This window comes from Microbacterium sp. NPDC057658 (assembly GCF_042799975.1).
In the GTDB taxonomy this organism is placed as follows: domain Bacteria; phylum Actinomycetota; class Actinomycetes; order Actinomycetales; family Microbacteriaceae; genus Microbacterium.
In genome coordinates, this window is sequence record NZ_JBHVHT010000002.1 from 470,792 (window position 1) to 497,544 (window position 26,753).

The following is a 26,753-nucleotide window of genomic DNA, read 5'->3' on the forward strand; positions in this document are numbered from 1 at the left end:
GAGCGGCGAGGAGCGTACGCACGGTCGAGGTGCACCCGGCGGGTCATCGCAGACATAATGAAGTAGTCATGTGACCGTGCACACGCGAGGAGGCTGGATGTCCACCTCCTCCGAGCGTGCCCGTATGCCGAGCATCCGCGACGTCGCCCGTCTCGCCGGCGTCTCGCATCAGACCGTCTCCCGGGTGCTCAACGATCACCCCAGCATCCGCCCGGAGACCAAGGCGAAGGTGCTCGACGCGATCGCCGTGCTCGACTACCGTCCCAATCTCGCGGCGCGCGCGCTCGTGACGAGCAAGTCGAACATGCTCGGCATCCTCTCCGCGACGATCGGGGAGTTCGGGCCGACGTCGTCGATCGCCGGCATCGAGGACGCGGCGCGCGAGGAGGGGTACTCGGTCTCCACGCTCAACCTCCCCGCGACCACGCCGGAGGCGATCGGCAACGCCGTGCGCCAGCTCGAGCGCGAGCAGGTGGACGGCATCGTCGTGCTCGCCCCGCAGGTCCGCGTCTTCCATGTCCTGCGCGGCATGAACGTCACCATGCCCTTCGTGACCCTGCAGACCGCCTCGGGATCGGACGGCGTCAGCCTCTCCGCCGACCAGGTGGCGGGGGCGAAGGCGGCGACCGAGCACCTGATCGCGCTGGGCCACAGCGACATCCTCCATCTCGCCGGGCCGCAGGACTGGATCGAGGCGGAGTCCCGGATGCGCGGGTATCTGGATGCGCTCCGCGACGCCGACCTGCCGACGTTCCCGCCGATCCGCGGGGACTGGACGGCCGACTTCGGCTATTTCGCCGGCAAGGAGCTCTCGCTGCGGCGCGACTTCACGGCGGTGTTCGCGGCGAACGACCTCATGGCCATCGGACTGCTGCACGGCTTCCGCGACGCCGGGCTGCGCGTGCCGCATGACGTGAGCGTGATCGGCTTCGACGACATCCCGGTCGCGGCGCACGTGGCGCCGACGCTGAGCACGGTGCACCAGGACTTCCCCGAGCTCGGGCGGCGCGCCGTGCGCATCCTCCTCGCCGAGATCCGGGGCGAGAAGACCCCCGCGTTCGGCCCGCTGCAGACCCTCCTGCGGGCGCGCGAATCCGCTGCATCACGGTAGCGACACGAAAACACGCCGCGGACTTGACACCGCTCCCGCGGAAGACGACGATATACCGATGTGAACGGTCACATCGAAGGTGACCGCACGTCGCGAGGAAGATCCGTGAGCACCACAGCAACGTTGCCGACCGTGTCAGGCCCGATCCTGGAGATGCGCCGCATCACCAAGGAGTTCCCGGGAGTCAAGGCGCTCGCCGACGTCTCGATCACCGTCCGCGCCGGCGAGATCCACGCGATCTGCGGCGAGAACGGCGCCGGGAAGTCGACGCTGATGAAGGTCCTCTCGGGGGTGTACCCGTACGGCACGTACGACGGCGAGATCCTCCTGTACGGCCAGGAGCAGCGCTTCAAGGACATCGCGGCCAGCGAGCAGGCCGGCATCGTCATCATCCACCAGGAGCTCGCGCTCATCCCGGAGCTCTCGGTCACCGAGAACATCTTCCTCGGCAACGAGATCCGTCGCTTCGGCCGCATCGACTGGCAGGCGCAGAAGGAGCGCACCATCGAGCTCCTCGCCCGCGTCGGCCTGGACGAGGACCCGGACGTGCCGATCAAGACCCTCGGCGTCGGCAAGCAGCAGCTCATCGAGATCGCCAAGGCGCTGAACAAGGACGTCAAGCTGCTCATCCTCGACGAGCCCACCGCCGCGCTCAACGAGAACGACTCGCAGCACCTCCTCGACCTGATCCTCGGGCTCAAGGCCAAGGGCATCGCGTCGATCATGATCAGCCACAAGCTCAACGAGATCGAGCAGATCGCCGACGAGATCACGATCATCCGCGACGGCCGCACGGTGGAGACGCTGGACATCTCCCGCGGCGAGATCAACGAGGACCGCATCATCCGCGGCATGGTCGGCCGGTCGCTGGAGAGCCGCTACCCGGACCGCACGCCGGAGATCGGCGAGGTGTTCTTCGAGGTCAAGGACTGGTGGGTGCAGCACCCGACCGTCCCGGAGCGCATGGTCGTGAAGGGCTCGAGCATCAACGTCCGCCGCGGCGAGGTGGTGGGCATCGCCGGCCTCATGGGCGCCGGCCGCACCGAGCTGGCGATGAGCATCTTCGGCCGCTCCTACGGCACGTTCCTCTCCGGCACGCTCGTCAAGGACGGCCAGGAGATCGAGCTCCCCGACGTCGCCGCCGCGATCAAGCACGGCCTCGCGTACGTGAGCGAGGACCGCAAGGTGCTCGGGCTCAACCTGCTCGACACCATAAAGCGGTCCATCGTCGCGGCGAAGCTCTCCAAGATCGCGCACAACGGCGTCGTCGACTCCCGCGAGGAGTTCTCGGTGGCGGAGCGCTACCGCAAGACCCTGCGCATCAAGACCCCGTCGGTGGAGGAGGGCGTCGGCAAGCTCTCCGGAGGCAACCAGCAGAAGGTCGTCCTGGCGAAGTGGATGTTCACCGACCCCGACCTGCTGATCCTCGACGAGCCCACCCGCGGCATCGACGTCGGCGCCAAGTACGAGATCTACGCGATCATCAACGAGCTCGCCGCCCAGGGCAAGGGCGTGATCGTGATCTCCAGCGAGCTGCCCGAGCTGCTCGGCATCTCCGACCGCATCTACACCGTGTTCGAAGGCCGGGTCACCGACTGCATCCCGGCCGACCAGGCGACCCCCGAAGACCTCATGCGCAGCATGACCTCCGCGACCCAGAAAGCATCCGCATGACCACCGACTCGACCACCGCGAAGCGCGGCTTCCACTTCAAGGACATCACGAAGATGTTCGGGGGAGGGCAGTCGACCCTCCGTCAGTTCGGCATCCTCGGCAGCCTCGTCGTCATCCTCGTCGTCTTCCAGGTGCTGACCTGGATCTTCAAGGGCACCGGCCTCACGCTGTCCTCCGGCAACCTCATCAACGTCGTCAACCAGTACTCGTACATCCTGATCCTGGCGATCGGCATGGTGATGGTCATCATCATGGGGCACATCGACCTCTCGGTCGGATCCGTCGCCGCGTTCACGGGCATCGTCGTGGCGAAGGCCATGCAGGACTGGAACCTCCCCTGGCCGCTGGGCATCCTCCTCGGTCTCGGTGTCGGCGTGCTTGTCGGCGCCTGGCAGGGATTCTGGGTCGCCTACGTCGGGGTGCCGGCGTTCATCGTGACGCTGGCCGGCATGCTGTTCTTCCGCGGTGCGAACCAGGCGGTGGGCGACTCGCAGTCGGTGCCCGTGCCGGAGGGCTTCAAGATCATCGGCGCCGGCTACCTGCCGGAGATCGCCCTGCCGCTTCCGTTCAACATCCCGACCATGCTGCTGGCGCTCGCCGGCGTCGCATGGATCGTCTTCTGGGAGATCCGCACCCGGCGCATCCAGCGCAAGATGGGCTCCGACATGGCGCCGCTGTGGGTGAGCGTGACGAAGGTCGTCCTCATCTCGGCCGTCATCCTCGTCGCCGGCTGGCTGTTCGCCACCGGACGCGAGGGCACGAGCTTCCCGATCTCGGGCGTCATCCTCCTCGCTCTCGTCATCCTCTACTCGTTCATCACGAACAACACCGTCTTCGGCCGTCACATCTACGCGGTCGGCGGCAACCGCCAGGCGGCGCGCCTCTCGGGCGTGAAGGACCGCTGGGTCGACTTCTTCGTGATGATGAACATGTCGGTCCTCGCCTCGCTCGCCGGCATGATCTACGTCGCCAGGGCGACCGCGTCCGGCCCGCAGGACGGCAACGGGTGGGAGCTCGACGCGATCGCCTCCGTCTTCATCGGCGGCGCGGCCGTCTCCGGCGGCATCGGCACGGTGATCGGGTCGATCATCGGTGGTCTCGTGATGGCGTTCCTGAACAACGGACTCGCGCTGCTCGGCGCCGGTGCCGACGTCGTCTCGATGATCAAGGGCCTCGTGCTCCTCTTCGCCGTCGGCGTCGACGTGTGGAACAAGCAGCAGGGCCGTCCGTCGATCATCGGCTTCCTCACGCGCCGTCTCGGCCGCAAGCAGGATCCGGCCACCGACACGTTCGATCCCACGAAGACGAACTACCCCACCAGTCAGAAGTACGAAGCCCCCGCCGTCGAGGAGACGCGCGGAAAGTAAGGGCCGCGTCGCGCAACGCAGGCGCGACGGGACCTGCACACACCAGAGAAAGAGATCACATGAAGAAGATCCTTCTGTCGGCGACAGCGCTTGTCGTCGCGGGCGCATTCGCCCTCACCGGCTGCTCCTCGGAGCGCGGCGGTGACTCGGGTTCGGGGTCGGGCGATGAGGCCGCCTCGGGCTTCGACGCCGGCTCCACGATCGGTGTCGCTCTGCCCGACAAGACCTCGGAGAACTGGGTCCTGGCCGGTCAGCTGTTCACCGACGGTCTCGAAGAGGCCGGCTTCAAGGCGGACGTGCAGTACGCGCCCGCCAGCAACACGGTCGCCGAGCAGCAGAACCAGATCCAGGCGATGGTCACCGGTGGCGCCAAGGTCATCATCATCGGCGCCAAGGACGGCAAGCAGCTCACCACGCAGGTGGAGGCCGCGCGCGACGCCGGTGTCGCGGTCATCGCCTACGACCGTCTCATCGAGAACACCGACGCGGTGGACTACTACGTCGCCTTCGACAACTTCGAGGTCGGCAAGCTCCAGGGCCAGGCGCTGCTCGACGGGCTCGCCGAGCGCGCGGATCACGAGGCGCCGTACAACATCGAGCTGTTCTCGGGCTCGCCGGACGACGCCAACTCGGCGGTGTTCTTCAACGGGGCGATGGAGGTGCTGCAGCCGAAGATCGACGACGGCACGCTGAACGTCGTCTCCGGGCAGACCGAGATCTCCCAGACGGCGACCGAGGGCTGGAAGCCGGAGAACGCCCAGCGCCGGATGGACTCGATCCTCACGTCGAGCTACGGCTCGGAGACCCTCGACGGCGTCCTGTCCCCGAACGACACCCTCGCCCGCGCCATCATCACCTCGGCGCAGCAGGCCGGCAAGCCCGTCCCGGTGGTCACCGGTCAGGACTCCGAGGTCGAGTCGGTGAAGTCGATCATGGAGGGCGTGCAGTACTCCACGATCAACAAGGACACCACGCTGCTCGTGGAGCAGGCCATCAAGATGGTCGGTCAGCTCCAGAAGGGTGACGAGGTCGACGTCAACGACACCGACCAGTACGACAACGGCAAGAAGGTCGTCCCGGCCTACCTGCTCCCGCCGGTCATCGTGACCAAGGAGAACGCGGCCGAGGCCTACGCCAACGTCCCGAGCCTCCTCGAGATCGTGAAGTCGTACGAGTAAGCCGTAGCGCGAACATCCGGGTTCCCAGAGAACATCGGACACGACGAGCCGTCCGGACCCTCGGGTCCGGGCGGCTCGTCGCCGTTGCGGCGCGTCACCGTCCTGCCTTCAGTCGACGGGCTGCCATCGCCGCGTCGCCAGGGCGAGGAGGAGCGCGGCCATCGTCAGCGTGGCCGCGAGAGCGACGGGGGAGAGCGCGCCCGCCCCGCTCGCGAGGGTCCACGCTCCCGACGCCGGTCCGATCACAGCGCCGATGTTCAAGGCCGCGGTGGCGTAGGACCCTCCCATGGTCGGGGCGCCGGAGGCGGCATACAGCACCCGGGTGATCAGTGTGCTTCCGACGCCGAACGAGGCCATGCCCTGCGCGAAGACGAGGAACAGCAGGGGTATCGGCTGCGTCGCGACCGCCGCCAGGACGATCCAGCCGCCGAGGAGCAGCGGGCCGCCGACCGCGAGGAGGACACCGGCATGTCGATCGGCGAACCGACCCGCGATGGTCACGCCGAGGAACGAGCCGATGCCGAACAGGACCAGCGCGAGCGGGACCGCAGCGTCGGGCAGGCCCGCGACCTCGGTGACGATCGGCGCGAGGAACGTGAAGACCGCGAAGGTCCCCGCGTTCACCAGGGCCGCCAGGGTCATCGCGAGGGCCAGGCGCGGTGTCCCCAGGAGCGCGAGCTCCGTGCGGAGGGCCGGTTCCTTCCGGGGGAGTGGTGCCGGGGCGGGGTCAGGCTCCGTGCCCGGGATCGTCGTCGGCACGCCGCGGAGGATTCCGAGCAGCGCAGGGAGGCAGAGGAGCGCGACAGCGGCGAAGGTCGCCCGCCAGCTCAGCGCGGTGCCGAGGATGGCGCCCACAGGGACGCCGACGATGGTGGCGACGGTCGTCCCGGAGAGCAGCACCGCGAGCGCTCGTCCGGTGCGCTCGCGGGGGACGAGGAGGGTCGCCGTGCGCAGGGCGACGGCGAGGAAGCCGGCGTTCGCGAGGGCGCTGAGTACGCGCGTGACGAGCAGAAGCTCGAACAGGGACGTCACCGCGCCGACGGCATGGCAGGCGGCGAAGAGCACGAGGCAGGCGACGAGTGTGCGGCGTGGGGGCCAGCTGCGCGCGAACGCGGCCATGGCGGGTGCGCCGATGACCATGCCGACCGCGAAGGCGGAGGTGAGGAGGCCCGCCGTGCCGACCGGGACGTCGAGCTCGTGCGCGATCGCGGGGAGGAGTCCCGCGAGCATGAATTCGGAGGTGCCCATGACGAAGACCGCCAGGGCAAGGGCATAGAGGGGGAAAGGCATCGAGTGCTCCGAGGTGAGAGGGAAGAGGAATGCTTCTCGTCACCACGGTCAGCGCCCGGGTCACCGGCGCGCGCCCGCCGGCAGGGCGGACGAAGGGATCAGCGGTTCGCGGGGCTGACGGTGTGACCGGCAGCCCCCGACCTGTCTGATTCGGGGCTCGACATGCCCTCCACTCTAGGGCTGACGGCGGGAGACCACGGAGGTTCCTCGGCGAAGGTGACGGTGTGCGGAGGCGGCGGTCGGTCGATGTAGGTCCGGCCGGTGGGGCTCGTCCACTCCAGAACGCCGCCCGGCCCCTGCTCGACGTGCCACGGGGAGTGGTGTTTGAGCATGTGATGTCGTCGGCAGAATGTCGCGAGGCTGTCGTGCGCGGTCTCTCCGCCGAGCGCCGCATCGTGATTGTGATCGAGGTCACACTTCCGCGGTGCGAGGCCGCAGCCCGGGAAGCGGCAGCGTTGATCGCGGGCCCGCAGGTGTCGGCGGAGGTCTTCGCTCGGGCGATACCGGTCGACGGCCAGCAGCGCCCCGCTGATCGGGTGGGTGAGCACCCGGTCCCAGCCGCTCGCCGCGCCGGCCAGACGGCGGGCCGTGGCCGGATCGATCGGGATGACCCCGTCCAGCTCGGCGGCGAGGATCCGAGTGCCCTCTGTCGTCCGTTCCTGCTCCCCGTGCATCAGCGTCAGCACCGGCACGGTGACCTCGACGCGCGCCCGAAGCTCCGAGAGCAGCCCCTCTTCCGAGTCATGGCCCGCCGGAGCGCCGGTCAGGACGAGGTCGGCGAGCAGATCCGCGCGCAGCTGATCCACGGTCCTGTCGTCGAGGATGCTCTCCTCCGCCTCCCGACGCCGTGCCTGCGCGTTCTCCTCCCGCACGGCATGCGCCATCTGGGAGAGCCGGTCGTACATCCCGTGCACGAGCGCCGCGGGGCCACGCGCGCCGAGCTCGGCCATGCCGTCCTCGAGATCGGTCACCCAGACGCGGCGCAGCTCCCTGGCGTCACGATGTCGCTCGACGAGGGTCCGCTCCCGGAACCGGTCGGCCAGTCGGCGCACGAGTCGGCGTATCCGGTTCGGAGATTCCGCAGCGGCCACCTCGATCGCCTCCGCCGCGAAACGCGAACGGTCGTCCGGGTCATGGAGGTGAGCCCCCGCCTCCACGATCACGCGTGCATGCGCGGCGCTGATCCGCCCGGCGCCCTGAGCCTCCCAGACGGCGGGGAACCGTTCGACCAACCAGGACGCATCGGACATCCGCCGCTCGATCGTGCGGTCGCTGACGCGCTGTGCGGCCCCGATCTCCGCGGCGACCGTGCGGATCGCCATGTCGCCGCCGTCCGGATGCCGAGCCTGCCGGGCGATGTCGACCGCCAGTCGCCCCGCCATCGCGAGCAGTCCGTCGCGGGCCGCCTGCATGCTGCTCAGCGTCTTCTCCGCCGCTTCCAGCCCCTCCACCAGATCGGCGAGCATCGCCATCTGGGAGTCGGTCGCGTCGAGCAGTGCGGGCATGACGGCAGTCCATCACCGACCACCGACATTCGAACGAAGATTCGAAGGATTCTGGCCGAAAGTCGTATCACGAAAGGATAACGACCGTGGTTGACTGGCTCCGTGCTCCTGAACGTCATCGAAGCCGGGGAGGGCGACCGCGTCGCCGTGCTGCTGCACGGCATGATGGGGTCCGCCGAGAGCTGGCACCGCGTGGTCCCGCTGCTCGTGGAACGCGGCTTCCGCGTGCTCGCGCTCGATCTGCCCGGCCACGGCCTCTCTCCGCGTGACCCGGAGCTCACGATCGAGACGGCGGCCGATGCCGTCGTCGCCACGCTCGCGCAGACGGCGCTCCCTCCGGGGGCAGGTTCCGCAGCGGGGGACGGGGCGGCCTCGCCGCTCGCCGTCGCCGTCGGGCACTCCTTCGGCGCCACCGTGCTCGCCGCCGCCGCGCCCCGCCTCGATCCGAGTCTCGCGGTCTACGTCGACGCGCCGCTCGCCCTCCAGGGCGGCCAGGACCGCGCCTCTCTCATCTCGCAGTACGAGCACGACCGCCGCGCGCGCATGTCGCCCGCCGAGCTCCGCCGGCTCCGGCCCTTCTACTCCGTCGACGATGCCACGGTCGAGGCGCGGGCGGCCGAGCGCTTCGATCCGCCGACCGCGGCCTCCGTCTCCTGCGGGGAGGACGGTCATTGGACCGCCGCCCCCGGCTCCATCGTCGTCCGCGCGGAACCCAGTGCCTGGGTCACCGACGAGGACGCGCGGCGGTTCGAGCATGGCGGGGTCACGGTGCGCAGCATCCCCGGGGCCGCTCACACCGTCTGGTACAGCCACTTCGAGGTCTTCACCGCCGCGCTGCCGGAGCTCTTCGCCCCGTCGCTGGTCTGACCGGGAGACCGTCCGACGCGGCGCGACTACCCTGGAGAGGACATGGCACATCTTCTCGGGGCCGAAGCCCTGCACCTCGAATACCCGACCCGCGTCGTCTTCGACGCCGTGACCCTCGGCATCGAGGAGGGCGACCGCATCGGCATCGTCGGCCGGAACGGCGACGGCAAGTCGAGCCTTCTCGGCATGCTCGCCGGCACGAAGCAGCCGGACTCCGGTCGGGTGACCGTCCGCGGCGGCACCCGCATCGGCGTGCTGGACCAGGCCGACACCCTCCCCGACGACATCACGATCGGCGCCGCCGTGGTCGGCGACATGGCCGAGCACGAATGGGCCGGTGACGCCCGCGTCCGCGACGTGATCGAGGGGCTGCTGACCGATCTTCCCTGGGACGCGCAGGTCGGCTCCCTCTCCGGCGGTCAGCGCCGCCGCGTGTCGCTCGCGAATCTGCTCACCGGGGACTGGGACGTCATCGCTCTCGACGAGCCGACGAACCACCTCGACGTCGAGGCGATCACCTGGCTCGCCGGGCACCTCAAGAAGCGCTGGCCCGCGAACGCCGGAGCCCTCCTCGTCGTGACCCATGACCGGTGGTTCCTCGACGAGATCTGCACCGAGACGTGGGAGGTGCACGACCGCATCGTGGAGCCCTTCGAGGGCGGCTATGCGGCGTACATCCTGCAGCGGGTCGAGCGCGACCGCATGGCGGCGGCGACCGAGGCGAAGCGGCAGAACCTCGCCCGCAAGGAGCTCGCCTGGCTGCGCCGCGGTGCCCCGGCCCGCACCAGCAAGCCCAAGTTCCGCATCGATGCGGCCAACGAGCTCATCGCCGACGTGCCCGAGATCCGCGACAAGGTCTCGCTGCAGTCGCTCGCCGTCTCGCGGCTGGGCAAGGACGTCGTCGACCTGCTCGATGTGGGGGTGACGTACCCTTCGACAGGCTCAGGGACCCAGGCTTCGGCAGGCTCAGGGACCCAGGCGGGATCCGGAACCGGTGGGAAGACCGTGCTGAAGGATGTGGAGTGGCGGATCGCCCCGGGCGAGCGCACGGGCATCCTCGGCGTGAACGGCGCCGGGAAGTCCACACTCCTGGGGCTCATCTCCGGCACGGTCGAGCCCACCGAGGGGCGGATCAAGCGGGGGAAGACCGTGCAGGTGCGCACGCTCACGCAGCGCCTCGACGAACTCCTCCCGCACTGGAACGACCCCGTGCGCGTGGTCATCTCGGGTCTGCGCACGTCGTACACGCTCGGCGCCGGGTCGAAGGCGCAGGACCTCACACCAGGACAGCTCCTGGAGCGGCTCGGGTTCTCCTCGGCTCAGCTCTCGACGCCGGTGAAGGATCTCTCCGGCGGTCAGCAGCGCCGGTTGCAGCTGCTGCTCGTGCTGCTCGACCAGCCGAACGTGCTCATCCTCGACGAGCCCACGAACGACATGGACACCGACATGCTCGCCGCGATCGAGGACCTCCTCGACTCCTGGTCGGGCACCCTCCTCGTCGTGAGCCACGACCGGTACTTCCTGGAGCGGGTGACGGATCAGCAGTACGCGATCCTTCCCGGTCCGGACGGCGCGGGGCGCCTGCGCCATCTCCCGGGCGGCGTCGACGAGTACCTTCGTCTGCGGCAGCGCGTCGAGAGCGCCTCGACGACCTCGACGGCGGCATCGGCCCCCGCAGCGAGCGGTCTCGACGGCGCGGCTCTCCGGGCGGCGCAGAAGGAAGCCGCCGCCCTCGAGCGTCGCATCCAGAAGCTCACGCAGCAGGTCGACGCGGCCAAGCACGCCCTCGCCGACCACGACCAGTCCGACTATGCGGGCCTCGGCGAGCGGATGAAGGCGATCACGGCGCAGGAGGCCGAGATCGAGGAGCTGGAGCTGCGCTGGTTCGAACTCACGGAGCAGATCGGCTGACGGAGGAATATCCTTCTCCCACGACTGTTGGGAGTAGCGATGGAAGGCCTCGAAGTAACCGTCCTGCTCGGACTCACGATCCTCGTCGGAACCCTGATCGCCCCGCGCGTGCGTCTCGCGCTGCCCCTCGTCCTCGTCATCCTCGGACTGTTGCTGGGATTCATCCCGCCGCTGCGCGAGGTCCAGCTGCCGCCGGAGACCGTCCTGCTGCTGTTCCTGCCGGTGATGCTGTTCTGGGAGAGCCTCACGACATCGCTGCGGTCTATCCGCCGCGACTTCCGCTACATCGTGCCGATGAGCACGCTCCTCGTCGTCGCCTCCGCGTTCGCGGTGGCCGGCATCGGCGTGCTGTTCGGCATGCCCTGGGAGATCGCCCTCATCCTCGGGGCCGCGGTCGCGCCGCCCGACGCCACGGCCGTCGCCGCCCTCGGCCGGCTGCTGCCTCGTCGGATGTTCATGAAGCTCAAGGCCGAGAGCCTGACCAACGACGGCACCGCGCTCGTGCTCTACGCCATCGCGGTGTCCCTCGCGCTGGGCGGCCAGGTCACGCCGCTCTCGGTCACCTGGGACGTGCTGGTGTCGTACGTGGGCGGGATCGCCGCGGGGATCGTCGTCGCGGCCCTGGCCACGCTGCTGCTGCGCCGCATCTCCTCCACCATCGTCATCAACGTCACGCTGCTGCTCGTGCCGTTCTCCGCGTTCCTGCTCGCCGAACTCGTCCACGCGTCCGGGGTGCTCGCCGTGGTCGTGGCCGGACTCATCGTCGCCTGGGTGTCGCCGCGCGTGACGACGGCGGCCTCGCGCCGACAGGCCGACGCGGCCTGGCCGTTCGGCGTCTTCCTGCTGAACGGGGCGCTGTTCGTGCTCATCGGCCTCGAGGTGCAGTTCGTCGCCCACGAGATCTCCGCCGCCGCCATCGGCCGCCTGGTGCTCGTGACGCTCGCCGTGTGGGCGACGCTCTTCGCCGTGCGGTACGTGTTCCAGCTCCTCAACGTGCTGTTCCAGCGCCGCCCGGCCGAACGCCCGCCGCGCGGCGCCCGCTCCCGCGCCCGACTCGTGTCCACGGTCGCCGGCATGCGCGGCGCGGTGTCGCTGGCGATCGCGCTGTCGGTGCCGACCGGTGTCTCCGCAGGGAGCATGGTGGGCGGGCGTGACGAGATCGTCTTCTGACCGCCGGGGTGATCCTGCTCAGCCTCCTCGTGCAGGCGCCTCTCCTTCCGGCGCTCGTGCGCTGGGCGCGATTCCCGGTCGACCATGCCGAGGACGAGGAGTACGAGCTCGCCGAGCGGGCGATCTCGGGTGCGGCCCTGGCCGCGCTCGACGACCTCGCCGCGGAGCACGGCATCGGCCAGGAGGTGCGCGATCGGGTGCGCGCCGAGGGGTACCAGGCGCTGGAGTTCGCGAACGCCCGGACGCTCGCGCGGGAGCAGGCGCTCATCGACGCCGAGGCCGACGCCCTGGACGAGATGCTCGGCGCCCCCGATCCCTACGGCACCGGGGGAGAGGCGCGCAGCCGCGAGGACGATGACGAGGACGCGGGTAACGTGGCGGTGTCGGCAGGGACCGCCCCCGACCCCGAGGCGACGGACGGCACGACGCTGCAGATGATCGCGACCTCCGCCGACGTGGACCTCGCCCAGCGCTCGCCGCTCGTGCGGCACGAGGAGCACACCCGGCTCAAGCTCGCGCTGCTCGACCGCAAGCGCGAGGTGCTGCTCGGGCTCCGCGGCGCCGGCACCGTGGACGACATGGTGGTCCGCCGGATCTCCGCCCGTCTCGACCCGGAGCAGGTGCGTCTGCAGGGCATCGAAGAGTTCGACTGATCCGATCCCGCACGGCTGTGACGCCGTGTGACATCCCGATTCCGCGACAGCGCGCCCTCCTGCCTAACGTTGTCGAGTCCCGCCAGGAAGGAACCCTCATCATGTCCCGCCGCACCACCTCCGCCCTCGCCGCGCTCGCCGTGGTCCCGCTGTTCGTCGCCCTCGCCGGGTGCGCCACCTCGTCCGACGCGGGTTCCGGCGACGGCGGCTCCGAGAACGAGACCGTCAAGATCGGTGTCGTCGGGAAGGGCGACGCGCAGTGGGCGCCCTTCGTCGAGGCCGCCGCCGACGAGGGCATCACGGTCGAGCTCGTCGACTTCGGGTCCTACGAGCAGCCGAACCCGGCGCTGACCGAGGGCGAGATCGACCTCAACCAGTTCCAGCACATCGTGTACCTCGCGGAGTACAACAACGCCTCGGGTTCCGACCTCACGCCCATCGGCTCGACCGCCATCTACCCGCTCGGCCTGTACTCGACGAAGTACGACGACGTCGACGACATCAAGAAGGGCGACACGGTCGCGGTTCCCGACGACGCCTCGAACCAGGCACGCGCGCTCAACGTGCTGCAGCAGGCGGGCCTGCTCGAGCTCAAGAGCGGCGGCACGCCGTACTCCGACCTCGCCGACATCGATGCCGACAAGTCGAAGGTGAAGGTGACGGCCCTCGAAGGTGCGCTCATCCCGACCTCGCTCCCGGACGTCGCGGCCGCGATCATCAACAACGACTTCGTCGAGGACGCCGGACTGACGTTCGACGACGCGATCGCGCAGGACGACCCGGAGGACCCGAACGCCCTCCCGTACGTCAACATCTTCGCCGCGCGCGCGGAGGACGCGGACAACGAGACGTACCAGAAGCTCGTCGAGATCTTCCAGACGAACGAGGATGTGCAGGCGGGGCTGCTCGAGTCCTCCGGCGACACCGCGGTGGCGCTGCGCACGCCGGTGGAGGACCTCGTGGCCTCGCTGGAGAAGGTCCAGAAGGACGCCGCAGAGAAGTAGTCGGCCGCGGGGCGTCATCTGCCCCCTGTTCGATGAGGGAGAATCGGGTGGCGCTTCGTGCGCCGCCCGATTCTCCGTTTCCCGAGAACCAGACCGGAGCACCACATGCCGATCGTCACCCTGACGAACGTCTCCAAGACCTACCCCTCCCGCAGCCAGGGCGATCGCGAGATCGTCGCCGTCGACGACGTCACCCTCTCCATCGACAAGGGCGACGTCTTCGGCATCATCGGATACTCCGGTGCGGGGAAGTCGACGCTCGTGCGTCTCATCAACGCGCTCGAGCCGGCCACCCGCGGCACCATCACGGTGGACGGAGTCGACATCACGGCGCTCAAGGAGAGCGAGCTGCGCGCCGTGCGCGGCGGCATCGGGATGATCTTCCAGCAGTTCAACCTGTTCTCCTCGCGCAGCGTCAAGGCCAACATCGCGTACCCGCTCAAGCTCGCCGGCTGGTCGAAGCCGGACATCGAGGCGCGCGTCGCCGAGCTGCTGTCGTTCGTGGGGCTCGCCGACAAGGCGAAGGCATACCCGGAGCAGCTCTCCGGTGGACAGAAGCAGCGCGTCGGGATCGCCCGCGCGCTCGCCACCAAGCCCGCCATCCTCCTCGCGGATGAAGCGACGAGCGCGCTCGATCCGCAGACCACGCACGAGGTCCTCGACCTGCTCAAGCGCGTCAACGAGGAGCAGGGCGTCACGATCGTCGTCATCACCCACGAGATGGATGTGATCCAGACCATCGCCACCCGCGTCGCCGTCATGGAGAACGGGCGGGTCATCGAGCAGGGCGACGTCTTCGATGTCTTCTCCGCCCCGCGGAATCCGGCGTCTCAGCGGTTCGTCGGCACGGTGGTGAAGGGGGTGCCCTCGCCGTCGGAACTCGCGGTGCTGCGGGACCGGCATACCGGACGCCTGGTGACCCTGTCGTTCCGCGACGGCGACTCGTCGCAGGCCCAGGTGTTCCTCGACCTCGCCTCGGCGGGTCTCGACTTCGAGCTCGTCTACGGCGGGATCAACGACATCCGGGGTCGTGCGTTCGGCCACCTCACGCTCGCCATCCGGGGTGACCGCGCGGCGATCGACAGGGCCCTGGCGCGTATCGCGGAGCGTGTCGAAGTCACCGTCATCGCTGGAGAGGAGGGTCGCTGATGGATCGTCTGAACGAACTGTGGCCGGAGTTCTGGCAGGCCGCGCTCGAGACCCTGTACATGACGTCGTTCGCGCTCGTGCTCGGGGGGATCCTCGGGCTGGCGGTGGGCGTCCTGCTGTACGTGACGCGCCCCGGCGGACTGATGCCGAACCGCGTCGTCTCCGGGCTCATCAACTTCGTGGTGAACTTCTTCCGACCGATCCCGTTCGTCATCTTCATGGCGGTGGCGCAGCCGTTCGCGCGCCTGGTCGTCGGCAGCGGCATCGGCACCACCGCCGGAGCCTTCATCATCGGTCTCGCGGCGGCGTTCGCGATCGGCCGCATCGTCGAGCAGCATCTCGTCTCCGTGTCGCCGGGCGTGATCGAGGCGGCGCGGGCGATGGGCGCCGGGCCGTGGCGGATCCTCTTCACCGTCGCGATCCCCGAGTCGCTCGGCCCCCTCATCCTCGGTTACACCTTCATCGTCGTCGCGCTCATCGACATGACCGCGATGGCCGGGCTCATCGGCGGCGGCGGGCTCGGTGCCTTCGCGCAGATCTACGGTTTCCGGCAGTTCGAGCCGCTCGTGATGTGGGCGGCGATCATCCTCATCGTGGTGTTCGTGCACCTCGTGCAGCTCCTCGGCACCCGGCTCGCGCGGAAGGTCATGCGCCGCTGAGGCCGATCAGCGTGCCGGGGCCTCCTGCAGGCTCCGGCGCGTGGTGAACGTGCGCTCCTGCCCGTTCAGCGGATCGGTGAACCGGAGCTCGCGTGCGAGGAGCTGGAGCGGGCGGGTGAAGTCGTCCGGACGCTCCGGCTGCAGCACGGGGTAGAAGCCGTCGTGGAGGATGCCGAGGCCCAGCGCGGCGAGGTGCACGCGGAGCTGGTGCATCTTCCCGCTGTGCGGACGGAGAAGCGTGTGCACGACGCGATCGTCGGCGGCGATGACCTCGATGAGCGTCTCGGAGTTCGGCTCGCCGTCCTCATCCACCTGCACGCACACCTGACCGCGGAGCTTCTCGATCCGGTTGCGGTAGACGAGGGGGAACCGCGACGGATCCCAGTCCGCCGGGCGCGCGGAGACCGCCTCGTACACCTTCTCCACACGACGGTCCTCGAACAGCAGCTGGTAGGCGCCGCGGGTGGCAGGGCGGGCGGAGAACATCAGCAGCCCCGCCGTGGCCCGGTCGAGGCGGTGGATGGGCGTGAGATCCGGGTTGCCGAGGCGATTGCGCAGCCGGACGAGGGTGGAGTTCTGCAGGTACTTGCCGCCCGGCGTGGTGGGGAGGAAGTGCGGCTTGTCCACCACCACCAGATGCTCGTCCTGGTGCAGGATCTCCTCGGTGAACGGGATCTCCTTCTCGACCGGAGGCTCCCGGTAGTACCAGACGAACTCCTCGGCGCCGAGAGGCGTGTCCCGGGAGAGCGGCCGGCCATCGCGCGCGACGATCTCCCCGCGGTCGAAGCGCACGAGCAGCCGCTCCGGATCGAGGTGGAAGAACCGCTCGACCATGTAGGCGGCGATGGTCGGCCACGCACCCGTCATCGGCACGTGCAGCCGGGTCGCGCCGACCCCGTCGCGCACGGGAAGCGGGGAGGGCATGCCCATGTCTCGGCCTTCGGAGCGGGGGTCGCGGGGCTGCGACCGGGTGCTCCCAGCCTAGGCGACCGCTCGGGCAGGGTCCGTGGGCCGCGGCCACTCCTGCCTCGGTTGCACGATCCCGTTGCGCCTGCACGACCGTTCCGGGGTTCTCGTCCCACGTCTCAACCCTGGTCGTGCATTCGGAGCGAGGGGGCCGGACAGGAGGCCCCGGAACCGGCGGGGTGTCAGCGGGTTTCGGCGGCGAGCCAGTCGTCGAAGGTCGTCGCCGCCGTGCGCGCGTCGTCGCCGGGAAGCAGCACCTCACCCGCGAACTCGACGCCGAGTGCGGCACCCTCCCACGCGGCGCGCAGCGGAAGGTCGCGACCCCACGCCGCGAGAGTGCGGCGCGCCATGTCGACGGCGTCCTCCGTGCGGGGTCCGGCGATGTCGAACGAGCCGCCGAGCGCCGGCGACTCCGCCGCGTCGACGAGGGTGACGGCCACGTCCGCGGGCGCGATGGGCTGCAGGAGCAGCGGGGGCACGACGCCCTCGCCGTCCTCGATGCTCCACTCGGCGATCATCGCGGGGAAGTCGTGGAACTGCGTCGCCCGCACGATGGTGAACGGAACGGGGCCACGAGTGACCTCTCGCTCCTGGGCGCGTTTGCCTGCGTAGTGGGGGTTCCCGCGCACGCGATCGAGCGCCGCGATCGAGAGGGCCACGTGGTGGTCAACCCCGGCTTCGTCCTCGGCGGCGAGCAGCGTGCGGCTGAGCGTGGTGAACACCCGCTCGGCCTCGGCCACATCGGATACCGGGGGATTCGTCGCGTCGACGACCGCGTCCACTCCGCGCAGCAGCGTCGCGAGACCTTCGCCCGCGGTCAGGTCGACCCCCTCGCTGCGGCTGAGCGACAGCGGATCGTGGCCCCGACGCCGGGCCTCCTCGACGACCAGTCGCCCGATCCGGCCCGTTCCTCCTGCGACCGCGATGCGCATGCCCACTCCTTCAATCATGGATATTGTGTGTCCACAATAGGGCGCCCGGATACGATGGGCAAGTGAAACTCCCGGAGACCTCGGAATGGGTGCTGCACACCGTCGCGGTGATCGCTCAGCTCCCCGCGGGGTCGACGGTGTCCGGAGCACAGCTCGCCGAGCACTTCGGCGTGCCGGGGCCGTACCTCTCGAAGCAGCTCGCGAAGCTCGTCCGCGCCGGCATCCTCACCGGGAGCACGGGGCCCCGCGGCGGCTTCCGCCTGGCCAGGGAGCCCGAGAGCATCACCATCCTCGACCTCGTCACCGCGGTGGACGGCGCCGCCGACCCCTACATCTGCCGCGAACTCCGTCAGCAGGGGAGAGGGGCCGCCCGTCCGGAGGACTGCGCCGCGCCGTGCGGACTCGCCGTCGTCATGCGCCGTGCCCACGAGGCCTGGCGGGCTTCTCTGGAGGCGGTGTCGATCGCGGAGGTCGTCGGCACGCTCCCCGACACCGTCCCGGCCAAGAACCGGCGCCTCCTCCTCGGACCCTGACCTGCCCGTTCGCACGATCCGTGCCGGGTCGGTCCTGCGACGCCTGCACGACCCGGGTCCGGATGCACGACCAGGTGACCACTTCTCCCGGGCAGCCGTGCGCGGATCGTGCGGGCGGAACAGGCCGGACGGAACAGACGGAACGGACCGATCCGGACCGAACCACACAGGGTGCGGGTCAGGTGTCGAAGCTGAGACTCAGCTTCCGCAGCAGGGCGGCCAGTCGGTCCCGGTCGGCGCGGGAGAGGGCGCGCAGGAGGTCGGCCTCGGCGTCCACGAGCCGGGTGATCGCGGCGTCCACCCGGACCCGGCCGTCGTCGGTCAGGGTCACGAGCACGCTGCGGCCGTCCGCCGGGTCGGCTTCACGGCGAACGAAGCGACGGCCGACGAGACGGTCGATGCGGTTGGTCATGGTGCCGCTCGACACGAGGGTCTGCTGCAGGAGCTGCTTGGGGGAGAGCTGGAACGGCGACCCGGCCCGGCGCAGCGCCGACAGCACGTCCCACTCCCACGGTTCGAGGTCGCTTCGGCGGAACACCTCGCGGCGCGCGCGGTCGAGGTGTCGGGAGAGGCGGTCCATGCGGGACAGCACCTCGAGGGGGGAGAAGTCGAGGTCGGGGCGCTGCGTGTTCCACGCGCCGACGATCCGATCGACCTCATCCGCCTCGCTCATCCGTTCATTATCGCGTGCGGCGAGATCGTGGCCGCGGAGGACGCGGGGAGGAGCATCGTGAGGAACGCGCTGTGCGGGTCGGGGAGGTAGGAGCCGAACGGGGCGCCCTCGCGGAACCCGGCGGCGGCGTACATCGCGCGCGCGGGGGCGAAGAAGGGGTCGCGGCCGGTCTCGAGTGAGAGCCGCCGGACGCCCCGCGCGTCGGCGTCGTCGAGGAGATGACCGAGCATCGTCCGCCCGAACCCGCGTCCGCGGAAGGCGGGATCGGTTCGCATCGACTTCAGCTCCTCATGTCCGTCCTCCACGACCGCGAGGGCGCCCGTCGCAGCGATCCGTCCGTCGACCCGTCCCGTGAAAAACCGGACGCGCGGAGTCAGCAGCCGGTCGAGCGGGAGCGCATGCTGGCTCTCGGGTGGAGCGGTGCCGTCCATCTCCGCGTGGTGGGCGGCGACGAAGGCCGCGATCTCGGGGGTGGCGACGGTGACACGGTCGATCACGAGGCTCATCGTCCCAGCATCGCAGAGCGGTGTTTCGGGCGGATGACGGGCCGGTGCGACGCGGGTCGCACACACAGGAACGGACACCGGGACGTGGCAGACTTATCGGGCGGCGCCCCCGGGGTGCCGCGGTCCGCCGTGGTGTAATGGCAGCACGACAGCCTTTGGAGCTGTGAGGTCTAGGTTCGAGTCCTGGCGGCGGAGCATGACTGGGAACAACCTCGCCATCGTCGTCCTCGCCGCGGGCCAAGGCACGCGCATGAAGTCGCGCCTGCCGAAGGTGCTGCACCGGATCAGCGGGCGGCCTCTGGTCGGACACGTGCTGACGACGGCCACGCGTCTGCAGCCGGCGCACATCGAGGTGGTCGTGCGTCATGAGCGCGATCAGGTCGTGGCGGCGCTGCGCGAGGACTACCCGGACGCGGTCTTCGTCGACCAGGACGACGTGCCGGGCACGGGCCGCGCCGTCCAGGTCGCGGTCGACGCGCTGCCCGCGGACTTCGACGGCGATGTGCTCGTGCTCTCCGGCGACTGCCCGCTGGCCGATGCCGAGACGCTCTCCACGTTCCTCGACGAGCACCGCGCCTCCGGAGCCCCGGCCACCCTCATGACCGCCCTCGTCGACGACCCCACCGGCTACGGGCGGGTCATCCGCGACGCCGACGGCACGGTCGACCGGATCGTCGAGCAGAAGGACGCCACGGCGGAGGAGGCGGCGGTCAGCGAGATCAACGCCGGCATGTACGTGTTCCGCGCCGCCACGCTGCGCACCTACCTGCCGCGGATCGGCGTGGACAACGCCCAGGGCGAGATGTACCTGACCGACGTGCCCGGCCTCGTGCGTCGGGACGGCGACCGGGTCGCGGCGTCGATCGTGTCGGACGTCGAGGTCACGTTCGGGGTCAACGACCGCGCCCAGCTCGCCGAGGTCGGCCGTCGTCTGAACGCCCGCATCGTCCGTCGCTGGCAGCTCGAGGGCGTCACGATCGTCGACCCGGCGACCACCTGGATCGACGACGACGCCACGCTCGCCCCCGACGTCACGATCCTGCCGAACACGCAGATCCTGCGCGCGACGACGATCGCCGCGGGGGCGACGATCGGTCCGGACACCACGCTCGTCGACTGCGAGGTCGGGGAGGATGCGGTCGTCCGCCGGACCGACGCGACCCTGGCCGTGATCGGCGCCGAGGCGACCGTCGGCCCGTTCTCCTACCTCCGCGCCGGCACCGTGCTCGGCCCGAAGGGCAAGATCGGCGCTTACGTCGAGACGAAGAACGCGGAGATCGGCGAGGGCAGCAAGGTCCCGCACCTGTCGTACGTCGGTGATGCGACCATCGGCCGCGGGGTGAACCTCGGGGCGAGCACAATCACCGCCAACTACGACGACGTCAACAAGCACCGCACGGAGATCGGCGACGAGGTGCACACCGGCTCGCACACGGTGCTGGTCGCGCCCGTTAGGCTTGGTCCTGGTGCGAAGACCGGCGCCGGCGCCGTCGTCCGCAAGGACGTCCCGGCCGGTGCCCTGGCCATGAGCGTGGCCCCCCAGCGCAACATCGAGGGGTGGGTCGAGAAGAACAGAGCAGGGACGGGCGCGGCGGATGCCGCGGCCCGGGAGAATTCGGCGGAATAGGCGGAGCATGGCCCGGAAGAAGAAGACGGTCGACCTGGATCGCGACAACGGCGTGGCCCCCGGCCTCGTCGCCAAGACGAAGAAGCGTCTGGTCATCGCGGGTGGTCGATCGCATCCTGAGCTGACGGCGGCCGTCGCCGCGTCGCTCGGCACCGAGATCGCTCCGGTCGAGCACCGCACCTTCGCCTCCGGCGAGATCTACGCCCGCTTCGAGGTCTCGATCCGCGGCTGCGACCTCTTCCTCGTGCAGACCTTCGGCGAGCCGGTCAACGAGTGGCTCATGGAGACGCTCATCATGATCGACGCCGCCAAGCGCGCCTCGGCGAAGCGCATCACCGTCGTCGCCCCGTACTATCCGTACTCGCGTCAGGACAAGAAGGGCCGCGGCCGCGAGCCCATCAGCGCCCGCCTCGTCGCCGATCTGCTGAAGACGGCGGGCGCCGACCGCGTCATGAGCGTCGACCTGCACGCCGCCCAGATCCAGGGCTTCTTCGACGGCCCCGTCGACCACCTGTTCGCCAAGCCGGTGCTCCTCGACCACTTCGAGCGCACCCTCACGCCGGAGGACCGGGAGATCCTCACGGTGGTCTCCCCGGACATGGGCCGCGTGCGTGTGGCCGACACCTGGTCGGACAGCCTCGGCGCGCCGCTCGCGATCATCCACAAGCGCCGCGACCCGAAGGTCGCCAACCAGGTCTCCGTGCACGAGATCGTCGGCACCGTCGAGGGGCGCACCTGCCTCCTCGTCGACGACATGATCGACACCGGCGGCACGATCGTCAAGGCCGCGCAGGCGCTGAAGGCGAACGGCGCGCACCGCGTGATCGTCGCGGCGACCCACGCGATCTTCAGCGACCCGGCCTCTGAGCGGCTCCAGGACGCGGCGATCGACGAGGTCGTCGTCACGGACACCATCCCGCTCTCCGCGTCGCGTCGTTGGGAGAACCTCACGGTGCTGCCGATCGCGCCGCTGCTCGCGCGGGCGATCCATGAGGTCTTCGAAGACGGCTCCGTCACGAGCATGTTCGGCGGGGACGCGTAACTCATCGGGACGGCACAGCCCGCGCATAGCCCTGGTGCTTACGGTCGAGTCATCGACGGAAGAGTCGACCGACGACGACCACGGAGGACCCCATGATCCGCACGACCGTTCCGACCTCTGTCCGCACGGGCTCCGCCCTTCTCGGGATCGCGGGGCTGTTCGTCCTCGCCGGATGCTCGTCGACCGGCGACGCCGCAGACACCTCGACCGGCACCGACGAGACCGCGGGGTCGAGCACCTCGTCCTCGTCGAGCGGGGGTGACGCCTCCGGCACCTACACCGACGGCACGTACACCGCCGACGGCTCGTACCAGACCCCGGAGACGGTGGAGGAGATCACCGTCACGCTCACCCTCGCCGACGGCGTCGTGACGGAGGTCGAGGTGACCGGAGACCCGAAGGCTCCGGAGACCGAGCGGTACCAGGGCGAGTTCATCGACGGGATCGCCGACGAGGTCGTGGGAAAGCCGATCGACGAGCTGAACGTCAGCCGGGTCGCCGGGTCGTCGCTCACGAGCGGCGGCTTCAACGACGCCGTGGCCTCCATCAAGGAGCAGGCCGCCGCCTAGGCGCGAGGCGTCCTCATGGGGGAGTGGCGATTCGAGGCGATCGGCACCGGGTGGGAGATCGAGACCGGTGCCGCGCTCACGGATGACGTCCGCGCGGCCGTGACCGCCGAGATCGAGCGCTTCGATCGCCTCTGGTCCCGCTTCCGAGACGACTCCGACGTGGTGCGTCTCGGACGCTCCGGCGGTCGCCTGTCCTCGCCGGACGCGGGGCCGATGCTTGACGCCTATCGCGATCTCGACGCGGCCACGGCCGGTGCGGTGAATCCGCTGGTCGCCGACAGCCTTGTCGCCCTCGGCTACGACGCCACCTACTCGCTGCAGGCCGGCGATCCCCGCCCGGCTCCCGCGTCCTGGACCTCGCGGCTCACGTGGTCCGCCGGGGCGATCGACGCCCCTGCGCCCGCCCTGCTCGATGTCGGCGCCCTCGGCAAGGGGCGTCTCGTCGACCGGGTCATGGCGGTGCTGGCGGTCGTCCCCGGGGACGTGGTCGTGGATGCCGGCGGAGACATCCGGGTGCGCGGCGCCGGCGTGCGCGTCGCTCTCGAGCACCCGTTCGATGCGCGGAAGGCGATCGGCGTCGTCGAGATCACCGACGGCGCGCTGTGCGCCTCGGCCGTCAATCGACGGGCCTGGGGCGAGGGCCTCCACCACGTGCTCGATGCGCGGACGGGACAGCCCGTCCGCACCTGGGCGGCGACGTGGGCACTCGCCCCGGAGGCGATGACGGCGGATGCCGTGGCCACCGCGCTGTTCTTCGACGGCGGCCCGGAGCTGGCCGCCCGCTGGGGCGTCGAATGGGTGCGCATGACCACCGACGGCCGTGTGCAGCGCTCGCCCGGCTGCCGGGCCGAGCTCTTCACCGCAGCTCCTGCGCGAGCCGCCGGAACCGTGGGAGACAGGACACCATGACCACCGCCTTCGCCGCCGCACGCCAGCGCGTCCTCGCCGTGCTCGGCTCACTGTCGATGTACCGTCTCGTGCTGTTCGCGCTGACGGCCCTCGCGCTCATCGCGCTCGTGCTGTCCCTGCTCGGGGTGATCGTCTCTCCGACGCCGGTGGAGCTGGTGGCATCCTTCCTCGTGCTCGCGGTCGTGATTTCGGCCGTGGACGCGGTCGCGCAGCGCCTGCTCCGCCTGCCCTGGCGCGTGGAGTCTTCACTCGTCACAGCCCTCATCCTGCTGTTCGTGCTGCGTCCCGGCATCGAGCCGTCGGCACTGCTCGGCCTCGCCATCGCGGGCGCGGTGGCCAGCGTGTCCAAGTACCTCATCGCCTGGCGAGGACGCCACATCTTCAACCCGGCGGCGTTCGGTGCCGCGGTCGTGTCGATCCTGGGGGCGTTCGGGGCGTTCAGCTGGCTCGGCACCTCGTCCTCCTGGTGGGTCGGCACGCCGGTGCTCGTTATCCCCGTCGTCCTCCTCGGGCTCGCCGTGCTCTGGCGTACGGAGAAGGTCGGGGTCGTCCTGCTCTTCCTCGTCGTCGCCGTCGCCACCTCGATCGTGCGGCAGGCGGTGCAGGCCGTGCAGTTCGACGTGGCCTTCGACGCCGTGACGGCGCTGTCGTTCGCGGTGCTCCAGTCGCCGTTCCTCTTCCTCGGCGCGTTCATGCTGTCGGAGCCCTTGACGCTCCCGCCGCGTCGTCGGCAGCAGCTCGTCGTCGCCGTCGTGGTGGGCGTGCTCGCGGGCTGGCCGATCTCGGTGGCCGGTCTGTTCACGCTCGGGCAGGAGCGCGCACTGCTCATCGGGAACCTCGTGGCCTTCGCGTTCGCGCTCCGCGGGTCCGTGCGTCTCGTCCTGGAGAGCCGCACCTCCGTGACGCCGACCGCCCAGGAGCTCACCTTCCGGGCGAAGGGCCGCGTGCGGTTCCTCCCCGGGCAGTATCTCGAGCTCGACGTGCCGCACCGACGGCCGGACGCGCGCGGGACGCGCCGCGAGTTCAGCATCGTGTCCGCTCCGGCCGACCTTCCGACCCTTCGCATCGCGTACAAGAACGGCGACCAGCAGCACCCGTCGAGCTACAAGCGGGCTCTTGCGGCGGCCGAGCCCGGTGCGACGTTCGCCGTGACCGGAACCTGGGGCGACTTCATCCTCCCGCGCGGCGAGCAGCCGGTGCTCATGGTCGCGGCCGGCATCGGTGTGACTCCGTTCGTGTCGCAGCTCCGGCAGCTCCAGGCGACGGGGGAGCGGCGTGACATCGTCCTCGTCTACGTGGCGTCCTCGGCGGAGGAGCTCGCCTTCCGCGACGAGCTCGCCGCGACGGGTGTGCGCGCGGTCGTGTTCACCCGCGACGAGCCGACCGACCTCCCCGCGCACTGGACCTGGGCGCAGGGGGCGCGTCTGGACGCGGAGACCCTGGAGCACGCGGTGGGGGACCTCTCGGCGCGGCACGCCTTCATCTCCGGGCCGCCGCGGCTCATCGCCGACCTCGCGCCCGCGCTGCAGAAGGCCCGTTCCCTCACCACGGACGCCTTCGCCGGCTACTGACCCGGATCGTCCTCCGTCCCCTCGGCCCGGGGACGCTGCGACACCTGCACGACCCCGCGATACCCGCACGACCGAATCCCCGGTCTCGTCGTGCATCCGCCGCCGGATCGTGCAGACGGGATGGGTGCACGAACGGGGGACACCTGCACGACTGGGGGACGGGTGTACGGCCGGGGGACGGGTGCACGAGGGGACGGACGGATGGGTCGTGCGTACGGGATCGGGGCGTGCGGGTGAGCACGGGCTCGTCTCGACCTCGGAGACCGGCCGGTTCACCTGCACGACCGGGGGACGGGTGCACGACGGTGTGAACGGATCAGTCGTGCGGGCGGGTTCCGGTCGTGCAGCTGAGCGGGGTAGAAGGAACCCCCGGGTCAGGCGTCGGGGGTCTCGCCGGGAGGAGTCATCGGGATCCAGACCGTGAAGGTCGTGTCGCCGGGCTCGCTGTCGACCGAGATGCGGCCGTGGTGGCCCTCCACGATGGCCTTGACGATCGCGAGACCGAGCCCGGTCCCTCCGGTCTGCCGGGCGCGGGAGCTGTCCCCGCGGGCGAAACGGGCGAAGAGCTCGTCGCGGAGGGCGGGATCGATCCCCGGGCCGTCGTCGTGCACGCGGAGCACGGCCTCGTCGCCCTCCCGGGCCACGCTCAGCGTCACCGTGGTCCCCGCGGGGGTGTGGGTGCGGGCATTGGCCAGCAGGTTCGCGACGACTTGATGCAGCCGCCCGGCATCCCCGACGACGGTGACCGGCTCGTCCGGCACCTCGATGTTCCAGTGGTGATCGGCCGCGGTCGGTCGCGCATCCGAAAGGCCTTCGAGGGCGAGCTGGGTGAGGTCGACCGTGCCGTACACGAGTTCGCGTCCCTCGTCGAGACGGGCGAGGAGCAGCAGGTCCTCCACGAGCCGTGTCATCCGCAGCGACTGAGCCTGGATACGCTCCAGCGAGGAGGTCGTGCCTTCGATGACCGCGTCTTCCTTCGTCGCCTCCGGCGCTTGACGCAGGGCCCGCAGCGAGAGCTCCGAGTAACCGCGGATCGAGGCCAGGGGCGTGCGCAGCTCGTGGCTCGCGTCGGCGACGAACCGGCGCATCTGCTCCTCGTTCTTCTGCCGCGCCGAGAGGGACGTGTCCACGTGGTCGAGGAGCTTGTTCAGCGCGGCGCCGACGAGCCCGGTCTCCGTCCGCGGATCGGCCTCGCTCGCCGGCACGCGCTCGGTGATGCTGACCTCGCCGCGATCGAGCTGCTGATTGGCGACCCTCGTCGCTGTCGCCGCAACCGCCCGCAGCGGCCGCAGCCCGACACGGATCGTGACCGCCGTCGTCAGGGCGAGGAGGATCAGGCCGCCCGCCGTCGCGAGCAGGATCACGGTGAGGAGCTGGGTGAGCTGATTCTGGATTCCGTCGCGCGGGAGTCCGGTGACGACGACGACGCCGTTGCTCGCGGTCGTCGCGAAGATCCGATACGAGCCGAGCCCGTCGAAGGAGACAGTCGCAGGGGTGCCGAGTGCGACCGTTCCGTACAGCCTCTGCAACTGCTCGGGCGTGAGCGTCTGGGACGAACTGGTGAGGTCGCCGCGGTTGTCGTCGAAGACGAGACCCGTCGGGCCCACCACCGGGCTGGCCACGGAGAACAGCAGGCCGGGCACCTTGACGTCGCGGCCGTACAGGATGTTCTCCGCTGTCGCCTCCGAGGGGTTGGAGCGCGACACCCACTGGTCCCGGATGGTGACCGCGTAGCCTTTCACCTCGTCGTCGAGCTGGCGCTCCAGCGTGCTGCCGAGGGTGGCGCTGGTGATGACGGCGACGATGACGAGGATCAGCGACACGAACCCGATCACCGCGGTCATCAGCCGCGTCTGCAGGCTCATGGGCCGTCGCGTCACCGTCGCT

Annotated in this window: 24 protein-coding genes and 1 tRNA gene; 18 read left to right on the top strand and 7 right to left on the bottom strand. The window is 70.1% G+C overall.

What is annotated here, in order from left to right:
- Positions 1 to 97: 97 nt before the first annotated feature.
- From ACFU8V_RS15755 to ACFU8V_RS15770, 4 genes are all read left to right on the top strand, one after another.
- A complete protein-coding gene (locus ACFU8V_RS15755; protein WP_249521340.1) occupies positions 98 to 1,111 on the top strand; it encodes a LacI family DNA-binding transcriptional regulator in 1,014 nt (337 codons plus the stop codon).
- A 153-nt stretch (positions 1,112 to 1,264) separates the two neighbouring features.
- Positions 1,265 to 2,785, top strand: a complete 1,521-nt coding sequence (gene mmsA / locus ACFU8V_RS15760; RefSeq protein WP_274543256.1) for a multiple monosaccharide ABC transporter ATP-binding protein — start codon at positions 1,265 to 1,267, stop codon at positions 2,783 to 2,785.
- Positions 2,782 to 4,152, top strand: coding sequence for a multiple monosaccharide ABC transporter permease (gene mmsB, locus ACFU8V_RS15765; RefSeq protein ID WP_025105620.1), 1,371 nt, complete (start codon positions 2,782 to 2,784; stop codon positions 4,150 to 4,152). The genes mmsA and mmsB overlap by 4 nt, the downstream gene beginning before the upstream one ends.
- A 59-nt stretch (positions 4,153 to 4,211) precedes the next feature.
- Entirely contained in the window at positions 4,212 to 5,330 is a 1,119-nt protein-coding gene (locus ACFU8V_RS15770) for a sugar-binding protein (RefSeq protein ID WP_126893588.1), read from the top strand.
- Positions 5,331 to 5,438: 108 nt separating this feature from the next.
- Here ACFU8V_RS15770 and ACFU8V_RS15775 read toward each other — a convergent pair whose 3' ends face one another.
- On the bottom strand, positions 5,439 to 6,620 hold the full coding sequence (locus ACFU8V_RS15775) for a Cmx/CmrA family chloramphenicol efflux MFS transporter (protein WP_085606084.1): 1,182 nt from the start codon (positions 6,618 to 6,620) through the stop codon (positions 5,439 to 5,441).
- A 98-nt stretch (positions 6,621 to 6,718) separates the two neighbouring features.
- A complete protein-coding gene (locus ACFU8V_RS15780) occupies positions 6,719 to 8,125 on the bottom strand; it encodes a DUF222 domain-containing protein (RefSeq protein ID WP_378872628.1) in 1,407 nt (468 codons plus the stop codon).
- Between the two features lie 102 nt (positions 8,126 to 8,227).
- On the opposite strand from ACFU8V_RS15780, the gene ACFU8V_RS15785 reads away from it, so the two are divergent.
- The 7 genes from ACFU8V_RS15785 (at position 8,228) to ACFU8V_RS15815 (ending at position 15,538) form a co-directional block, all read left to right on the top strand.
- Positions 8,228 to 8,992: an alpha/beta fold hydrolase gene (locus tag ACFU8V_RS15785; protein WP_025105624.1), complete on the top strand. Its 765-nt coding sequence runs from the start codon at positions 8,228 to 8,230 to the stop codon at positions 8,990 to 8,992.
- 42 nt (positions 8,993 to 9,034) lie between these two features.
- Positions 9,035 to 10,903 carry an ABC-F family ATP-binding cassette domain-containing protein gene (locus ACFU8V_RS15790; protein ID WP_025105625.1) on the top strand — a complete coding sequence of 623 codons (1,869 nt, stop codon included), beginning with the start codon at positions 9,035 to 9,037 and terminating at the stop codon, positions 10,901 to 10,903.
- A gap of 39 nt (positions 10,904 to 10,942) precedes the next feature.
- Positions 10,943 to 12,073 carry a cation:proton antiporter gene (locus ACFU8V_RS15795; RefSeq protein WP_378872632.1) on the top strand — a complete coding sequence of 377 codons (1,131 nt, stop codon included), beginning with the start codon at positions 10,943 to 10,945 and terminating at the stop codon, positions 12,071 to 12,073.
- Positions 12,074 to 12,081: 8 nt separating this feature from the next.
- Positions 12,082 to 12,726: a hypothetical protein gene (locus ACFU8V_RS15800; RefSeq protein ID WP_378872635.1), complete on the top strand. Its 645-nt coding sequence runs from the start codon at positions 12,082 to 12,084 to the stop codon at positions 12,724 to 12,726.
- A 101-nt stretch (positions 12,727 to 12,827) separates the two neighbouring features.
- Entirely contained in the window at positions 12,828 to 13,730 is a 903-nt protein-coding gene (locus ACFU8V_RS15805; protein ID WP_025105627.1) for a MetQ/NlpA family ABC transporter substrate-binding protein, read from the top strand.
- A 105-nt stretch (positions 13,731 to 13,835) separates the two neighbouring features.
- Complete coding sequence (locus tag ACFU8V_RS15810) at positions 13,836 to 14,879, top strand: methionine ABC transporter ATP-binding protein (RefSeq protein ID WP_025105628.1); 1,044 nt, start codon at positions 13,836 to 13,838, stop codon at positions 14,877 to 14,879.
- Entirely contained in the window at positions 14,879 to 15,538 is a 660-nt protein-coding gene (locus ACFU8V_RS15815; protein WP_025105629.1) for a methionine ABC transporter permease, read from the top strand. The genes ACFU8V_RS15810 and ACFU8V_RS15815 overlap by 1 nt, the downstream gene beginning before the upstream one ends.
- Before the next feature lie 6 nt (positions 15,539 to 15,544).
- Here the strand turns inward: ACFU8V_RS15815 and ACFU8V_RS15820 are convergent, their stop codons facing one another.
- Positions 15,545 to 16,468: a pseudouridine synthase gene (locus tag ACFU8V_RS15820; RefSeq protein WP_378872640.1), complete on the bottom strand. Its 924-nt coding sequence runs from the start codon at positions 16,466 to 16,468 to the stop codon at positions 15,545 to 15,547.
- Positions 16,469 to 16,686: 218 nt separating this feature from the next.
- Complete coding sequence (locus ACFU8V_RS15825) at positions 16,687 to 17,454, bottom strand: SDR family oxidoreductase (protein ID WP_374459413.1); 768 nt, start codon at positions 17,452 to 17,454, stop codon at positions 16,687 to 16,689.
- A 44-nt stretch (positions 17,455 to 17,498) separates the two neighbouring features.
- Here ACFU8V_RS15825 and ACFU8V_RS15830 point away from each other — a divergent pair, with 44 nt between their 5' ends.
- On the top strand, positions 17,499 to 17,969 hold the full coding sequence (locus ACFU8V_RS15830) for an Rrf2 family transcriptional regulator (RefSeq protein ID WP_126893594.1): 471 nt from the start codon (positions 17,499 to 17,501) through the stop codon (positions 17,967 to 17,969).
- A gap of 178 nt (positions 17,970 to 18,147) precedes the next feature.
- Here the strand turns inward: ACFU8V_RS15830 and ACFU8V_RS15835 are convergent, their stop codons facing one another.
- Together ACFU8V_RS15835 and ACFU8V_RS15840 are read right to left on the bottom strand one after the other, a co-directional pair.
- Positions 18,148 to 18,642 (bottom strand): MarR family winged helix-turn-helix transcriptional regulator, encoded by a 495-nt coding sequence (locus ACFU8V_RS15835; protein ID WP_025105633.1) that lies wholly within the window; start codon positions 18,640 to 18,642, stop codon positions 18,148 to 18,150.
- Positions 18,639 to 19,148, bottom strand: a complete 510-nt coding sequence (locus ACFU8V_RS15840) for a GNAT family N-acetyltransferase (protein ID WP_025105634.1) — start codon at positions 19,146 to 19,148, stop codon at positions 18,639 to 18,641. The genes ACFU8V_RS15835 and ACFU8V_RS15840 overlap by 4 nt, the downstream gene beginning before the upstream one ends.
- Positions 19,149 to 19,271: 123 nt before the next feature.
- Between ACFU8V_RS15840 and ACFU8V_RS15845 the strand changes: the two genes are divergently transcribed.
- The 6 genes from ACFU8V_RS15845 (at position 19,272) to ACFU8V_RS15870 (ending at position 24,866) form a co-directional block, all read left to right on the top strand.
- A tRNA-Gln gene (locus ACFU8V_RS15845) sits at positions 19,272 to 19,343 on the top strand.
- A gap of 1 nt (position 19,344) precedes the next feature.
- A complete protein-coding gene (gene glmU, locus ACFU8V_RS15850) occupies positions 19,345 to 20,775 on the top strand; it encodes a bifunctional UDP-N-acetylglucosamine diphosphorylase/glucosamine-1-phosphate N-acetyltransferase GlmU (protein ID WP_025105635.1) in 1,431 nt (476 codons plus the stop codon).
- Between the two features lie 7 nt (positions 20,776 to 20,782).
- The gene (locus ACFU8V_RS15855) at positions 20,783 to 21,817 is read left to right on the top strand and encodes a ribose-phosphate diphosphokinase (protein WP_025105636.1); all 1,035 of its coding nucleotides are present in this window, start codon (positions 20,783 to 20,785) and stop codon (positions 21,815 to 21,817) included.
- A 92-nt stretch (positions 21,818 to 21,909) separates the two neighbouring features.
- Entirely contained in the window at positions 21,910 to 22,386 is a 477-nt protein-coding gene (locus ACFU8V_RS15860; protein WP_062636521.1) for an FMN-binding protein, read from the top strand.
- A gap of 15 nt (positions 22,387 to 22,401) precedes the next feature.
- On the top strand, positions 22,402 to 23,295 hold the full coding sequence (locus ACFU8V_RS15865) for an FAD:protein FMN transferase (protein WP_249521351.1): 894 nt from the start codon (positions 22,402 to 22,404) through the stop codon (positions 23,293 to 23,295).
- Positions 23,292 to 24,866 carry an FAD-dependent oxidoreductase gene (locus tag ACFU8V_RS15870; RefSeq protein WP_378872648.1) on the top strand — a complete coding sequence of 525 codons (1,575 nt, stop codon included), beginning with the start codon at positions 23,292 to 23,294 and terminating at the stop codon, positions 24,864 to 24,866. Before ACFU8V_RS15865 ends, ACFU8V_RS15870 begins: the two co-directional genes overlap by 4 nt.
- Before the next feature lie 374 nt (positions 24,867 to 25,240).
- Here ACFU8V_RS15870 and ACFU8V_RS15875 read toward each other — a convergent pair whose 3' ends face one another.
- Complete coding sequence (locus ACFU8V_RS15875) at positions 25,241 to 26,731, bottom strand: sensor histidine kinase (RefSeq protein ID WP_378872651.1); 1,491 nt, start codon at positions 26,729 to 26,731, stop codon at positions 25,241 to 25,243.
- Between the last annotated feature and the right edge of the window lie 22 nt (positions 26,732 to 26,753).

Excerpts from the sequence above, each read along its gene's own strand:
- ACFU8V_RS15815 (WP_025105629.1), top strand. The coding sequence starts at position 14,879 with ATGGATCGTCTGAACGAACTGTGGCCGGAGTTCTGGCAGGCCGCGCTC.
- ACFU8V_RS15835 (WP_025105633.1), bottom strand. The coding sequence starts at position 18,642 with ATGAGCGAGGCGGATGAGGTCGATCGGATCGTCGGCGCGTGGAACACG.
- ACFU8V_RS15870 (WP_378872648.1), top strand. The coding sequence starts at position 23,292 with ATGACCACCGCCTTCGCCGCCGCACGCCAGCGCGTCCTCGCCGTGCTC.
- ACFU8V_RS15780 (WP_378872628.1), bottom strand. The coding sequence starts at position 8,125 with ATGCCCGCACTGCTCGACGCGACCGACTCCCAGATGGCGATGCTCGCC.
- ACFU8V_RS15825 (WP_374459413.1), bottom strand. The coding sequence starts at position 17,454 with ATGATTGAAGGAGTGGGCATGCGCATCGCGGTCGCAGGAGGAACGGGC.
- mmsA (WP_274543256.1), top strand. The coding sequence starts at position 1,265 with ATGCGCCGCATCACCAAGGAGTTCCCGGGAGTCAAGGCGCTCGCCGAC.
- ACFU8V_RS15840 (WP_025105634.1), bottom strand. The coding sequence starts at position 19,148 with ATGAGCCTCGTGATCGACCGTGTCACCGTCGCCACCCCCGAGATCGCG.
- ACFU8V_RS15820 (WP_378872640.1), bottom strand. The coding sequence starts at position 16,468 with ATGGGCATGCCCTCCCCGCTTCCCGTGCGCGACGGGGTCGGCGCGACC.
- ACFU8V_RS15805 (WP_025105627.1), top strand. The coding sequence starts at position 12,828 with ATGTCCCGCCGCACCACCTCCGCCCTCGCCGCGCTCGCCGTGGTCCCG.
- ACFU8V_RS15790 (WP_025105625.1), top strand. The coding sequence starts at position 9,035 with ATGGCACATCTTCTCGGGGCCGAAGCCCTGCACCTCGAATACCCGACC.
- ACFU8V_RS15755 (WP_249521340.1), top strand. The coding sequence starts at position 98 with ATGTCCACCTCCTCCGAGCGTGCCCGTATGCCGAGCATCCGCGACGTC.
- glmU (WP_025105635.1), top strand. The coding sequence starts at position 19,345 with ATGACTGGGAACAACCTCGCCATCGTCGTCCTCGCCGCGGGCCAAGGC.
- ACFU8V_RS15875 (WP_378872651.1), bottom strand. The coding sequence starts at position 26,731 with ATGAGCCTGCAGACGCGGCTGATGACCGCGGTGATCGGGTTCGTGTCG.
- ACFU8V_RS15810 (WP_025105628.1), top strand. The coding sequence starts at position 13,836 with ATGCCGATCGTCACCCTGACGAACGTCTCCAAGACCTACCCCTCCCGC.
- ACFU8V_RS15775 (WP_085606084.1), bottom strand. The coding sequence starts at position 6,620 with ATGCCTTTCCCCCTCTATGCCCTTGCCCTGGCGGTCTTCGTCATGGGC.
- ACFU8V_RS15795 (WP_378872632.1), top strand. The coding sequence starts at position 10,943 with ATGGAAGGCCTCGAAGTAACCGTCCTGCTCGGACTCACGATCCTCGTC.
- ACFU8V_RS15865 (WP_249521351.1), top strand. The coding sequence starts at position 22,402 with ATGGGGGAGTGGCGATTCGAGGCGATCGGCACCGGGTGGGAGATCGAG.
- mmsB (WP_025105620.1), top strand. The coding sequence starts at position 2,782 with ATGACCACCGACTCGACCACCGCGAAGCGCGGCTTCCACTTCAAGGAC.
- ACFU8V_RS15770 (WP_126893588.1), top strand. The coding sequence starts at position 4,212 with ATGAAGAAGATCCTTCTGTCGGCGACAGCGCTTGTCGTCGCGGGCGCA.
- ACFU8V_RS15855 (WP_025105636.1), top strand. The coding sequence starts at position 20,783 with ATGGCCCGGAAGAAGAAGACGGTCGACCTGGATCGCGACAACGGCGTG.
- ACFU8V_RS15860 (WP_062636521.1), top strand. The coding sequence starts at position 21,910 with ATGATCCGCACGACCGTTCCGACCTCTGTCCGCACGGGCTCCGCCCTT.